Below are 349 nucleotides of genomic sequence, written 5' to 3' on the forward strand. Positions count from 1 at the left end.
TGTACCGCTCGGCATCGTCGGCAGCACGGGCGTCGCAGGTCTGACCTTGGGCGGAGGAACCGGCTATCTGACGCGCAAGCACGGCCTCACGGTCGACAATCTGCTCGAGGTGGATGTAGTCCTGGCCGACGGCTCTTTCGTCACCGCCAGCAAGGACAAGCACGTTGACCTCTTCTGGGCCGTGCGCGGTGGCGGCGGTAACTTCGGCGTGGTCACGAGCTTTCTATTTCAGGCCCACCAGGCCAAAACGGTGTTCGCTGGTCCGATCTTCTGGGACGCCAAGGACGCCAGGCAGGTTATGGCGATGTACCGCGACTTCATCCCAAACGCTCCCGAAGAGCTTGGCCTG

General features: G+C 62.8%; 1 protein-coding gene. It reads left to right on the top strand.

The window, feature by feature from the left end:
* The coding region (locus P0D89_RS54325) for an FAD-binding oxidoreductase (protein ID WP_408371606.1) at positions 1 to 349 on the top strand (349 nt) is incomplete at both ends.

This window comes from Paraburkholderia sp. RL18-085-BIA-A (assembly GCF_046027075.1).
In the GTDB taxonomy this organism is placed as follows: domain Bacteria; phylum Pseudomonadota; class Gammaproteobacteria; order Burkholderiales; family Burkholderiaceae; genus Paraburkholderia.